At 67.3% G+C, this 3,192-nt stretch carries 3 protein-coding genes; 1 reads left to right on the top strand and 2 read right to left on the bottom strand.

Annotated features, from left to right (window positions below; translation table 11 throughout):
• Together AC1DY5_RS48780 and AC1DY5_RS48785 are read right to left on the bottom strand one after the other, a co-directional pair.
• On the bottom strand, positions 1-498 hold a 498-nt coding region (locus AC1DY5_RS48780), incomplete at its 3' end, for a substrate-binding domain-containing protein (RefSeq protein WP_478121525.1).
• Positions 499-553: 55 nt separating this feature from the next.
• Positions 554-2,008 carry an aldehyde dehydrogenase family protein gene (locus tag AC1DY5_RS48785; protein WP_478121526.1) on the bottom strand — a complete coding sequence of 485 codons (1,455 nt, stop codon included), beginning with the start codon at positions 2,006-2,008 and terminating at the stop codon, positions 554-556.
• 88 nt (positions 2,009-2,096) lie between these two features.
• Here AC1DY5_RS48785 and AC1DY5_RS48790 point away from each other — a divergent pair, with 88 nt between their 5' ends.
• The gene (locus AC1DY5_RS48790) at positions 2,097-3,056 is read left to right on the top strand and encodes a LysR substrate-binding domain-containing protein (protein ID WP_478121527.1); all 960 of its coding nucleotides are present in this window, start codon (positions 2,097-2,099) and stop codon (positions 3,054-3,056) included.
• Positions 3,057-3,192: the final 136 nt, after the last annotated feature.

Here is a 3,192-nt window from a genome sequence, read left to right on the forward strand (position 1 = left end):
GCCCTGCAGTTCCACGATATTGATCGGACCGGGGTTGCCCTTCTCCTTCTCGACCAGCCAGCGGCCGGCCTTGCGGCCTTCCTCGACGAAGTCCGAGCCCATGAAGGTGACGTAGAGCGAGTCGTCCTTGGTGTTCACCGAGCGGTCGGTCAGCACCACCGGGATCTTGGCGGCCTTGGCTTCTAGCAGCACCGTGTCCCAGCCCGATTCGACCACCGGCGAGAACGCGATGACGTCGACCTTTTGCGCGATGTAGGAGCGGATCGCCTTGATCTGGTTCTCCTGCTTCTGCTGCGCATCGGAGAACTTGAGCTCGATCCCGGCCTCCGCGGCGGCCGACTTGATCGACTCGGTGTTGGCGGTGCGCCATTCGCTTTCGGCGCCGACCTGGGCGAAGCCGAGCACCGGTTTCTTCTGCGCGAAGGCCGTGGTCGGCAGCATCGAGGACAGCGTGGCGGATGCCAGCGCGATGTTGAGCGTGCGACGGTTCAGTTTCATGATGTCTCCTGGTTGGCGTGGTGAAAAAAGCAGCTCTTGTCGTTATGGTGTTCACTCAGGCCAGCACGTAGCCGGTCTTGACGCTGGTGTAGAACTCGGCGGCATTGCGGCCCTGCTCGCGCGGACCGTAGCTCGAGGCCTTGCGGCCGCCGAAGGGCACGTGGTAGTCGACCCCGGCGGTCGGCAGGTTAACCATCGTCACGCCGACCTTGGCGTGGCGCTTGAAGTGCATCGCACGCGACAACGAGGTGGTGCAGATGCCGGCGCAAAGACCGAAGGGCGTGTCGTTGGCGATCTGCAGCGCGTGCTCGTAGTCGTCGGCCCGCAGCACGCAGGCCACCGGGCCGAAGGTCTCGTCGCGCGCGATCCGGTGCTCGGGCCGCGCCAGGAACAGGGCCGGGCTCATGTAGTGGCCGACCGTGGCGCGCTGCAGCAGTTCGCCGCCCCACACGTGCTCCGCGCCGTCTTCCTTCGCGTGGGCGACCGCGGCCAGGTTCTGTGCCAGCTGCGCGCGGTCGACCACCGGCCCGATGTCGGTGCCGCGCTCCAGCGCATGCCCGACCTTGAGGCCCGTCAGCCGGTGACGCAGCCGTGCGACGAAGGCGTCGTGGGCGGGGGCTTCGACGATCAGCCGGCTCGAGGCGGTGCAGCGCTGGCCGGTCGAGAAATAGGCGCCCTGGACTGCGCATTCGACCGCCCGGTCGAGGTCGCAATCGGCCAGCACCAGCAGCGGATTCTTGCCGCCCATCTCGAGCTGCACCTTGGCCCGGCGCCGCGCCGCGGCCTGCAGGATCTGCTCGCCGACGGCGAACGATCCGGTGAAGCTGATCGCGTCCACCAGCGGACTGTCGACCAGCGCCTGGCCGACTTCCCGGCCGCTGCCCATCACGAGGTTGAAGGTGCCCGCAGGCAGCGCCGCACGGCTGATGATCTCGGCCAGCGCCCAGCCGCAGGCCGGCACCAGTTCGGCCGGCTTGAAGACCACGCAGTTGCCGCAGGCGAGCGCCGGCGCGATCTTCCAGGCCGGGATCGCCAGCGGGAAGTTCCACGGCGCGATCAACCCGACCACGCCGAGCGGTTCGCGCGTGACGTCCACCTGCACGCCGGGACGCACCGAGGCCAGCGCCTCGCTGCCGCTCGCGCGCAGCGCCTCGCCGGCGAAGAACTTGAAGATGTGGCCAGCCCGCGCGGCCTCCCCGACGGCTTCGGCCAGGGTCTTGCCCTCTTCCCGCGCCAGCAGCAGCCCGAGCTCCTCGCGGCGCGCCAGGAGCTCGCTGCCGATCTGGTCCAGCACGTCGGCGCGCCGCTGCGGCGTGCTCTGGCTCCAGTGCGGAAAGGCATCGGCCGCGGCGCGGATCGCCACCTCGGCCTGGCTGCGGTCGGCCCGCGCGTACTCGGCCACCACCTCGCGGGTGTCGGACGGGTTTCCGCTCAGGCCCGTCGTGACACCGCTCTCCCAGCGGCCGTTGATGAACTGCCGTGCTGTCTGTTGGAGGTCGCTGCGCTTCAAGGTGGGGCGAGTTTAGGAATCACACCCATATCTTTCCAATCAAGATTTGGATCGAATGCATATCCGAAGAAGCATTCAGGTAAACCCCATGACCAACTACACGCACTGGTTCATCCGTGCGCGCCTCAAGACCCGGCAGCTGCTGTTGCTCGTGGCCCTGGCCGAGGAAGGCAACATCCATCGCGCGTCCCAGGTGCTCAACATGACGCAACCCGCGGCATCCAAGCTGCTGAAGGACCTCGAAGACGTGCTGGAGGTTTCGCTGTTCGACCGCCTGCCGCGCGGCATGCGGGCCACGTGGTATGGCGAGATCATGATCCGCCACGCACGGGTCGCACTGGCCAGCCTGAATCAGGCGCACGACGAACTCAGCGCGCTCAAGGCCGGGCGCGCCGGCCAGGTCAACATCGGCGTCATCACCGCGCCCGGGCTGGTGCTGCTGCCGCCGGCCGTTGCCGAGGTCAAGCGCGAACAGCCGAACCTGCGCATCGCGGTCGAGATCGAGACCAGCCCGGTGCTGCTCGAACGGCTCGAGCAGGGCAAGCTCGACCTGCTGGTGGCACGCCTCTTCGCCGAGCACGACAAGACCAACCTGCGCTACGAGGCGCTGACCGAGGAGCCCGTGTGTGCGCTGGTGCGCCCCGGCCATCCGCTGCTCGGCGTCAGCGGCCTGGGCCTTCGCGACCTGGTTTCCGCGGGCTGGATCGTGCCGCCCGCGGGCAGCGTGCTGCGCCATCGCTTCGAGTTGATGTTCCAGGAGGAGGGGCTGGCGCCGCCGATCAACGTGATCGAGACCGCGGCGCTGCTGTTCATTACGCGCATGCTGCAGCAAAGCGACATGGTCGCGGTGCTGGCCACCGACGTGGCCCGCTACTACGCGGCGCACGGCATCGTGGCGCTGCTGCCGGTCGAGCTCCACTGCCACATGGACGCCTTCGGCATCATCACCCGCACCGACCGGCTGCTGTCACCGGCGGCCAAGGTGATGATGAAGGCGCTGAAGGCGGCCAGCTTCGGCGCCTACGGTCGGCGCTTCGAAGCGGATTGAGCGCGTCATTGCAATTTCGAAATGCCGCGGCGCCCTGTCGTCGTCGTTCGGTTATCCCGTCAGGCGGACCGCTTCTTGTACTCGTATATCACGAAACCCTAATTCCTAAAACCAAATAGCTACACAAGTAGTCACT

The organism is Variovorax sp. P4_D9 (genome assembly GCF_056401695.1).

What these genes read in the sequence shown, in the direction of transcription:
- AC1DY5_RS48790 (WP_478121527.1), top strand. Translation starts at nt 2,097, where the DNA reads ATGACCAACTACACGCACTGGTTCATCCGTGCGCGCCTCAAGACCCGG.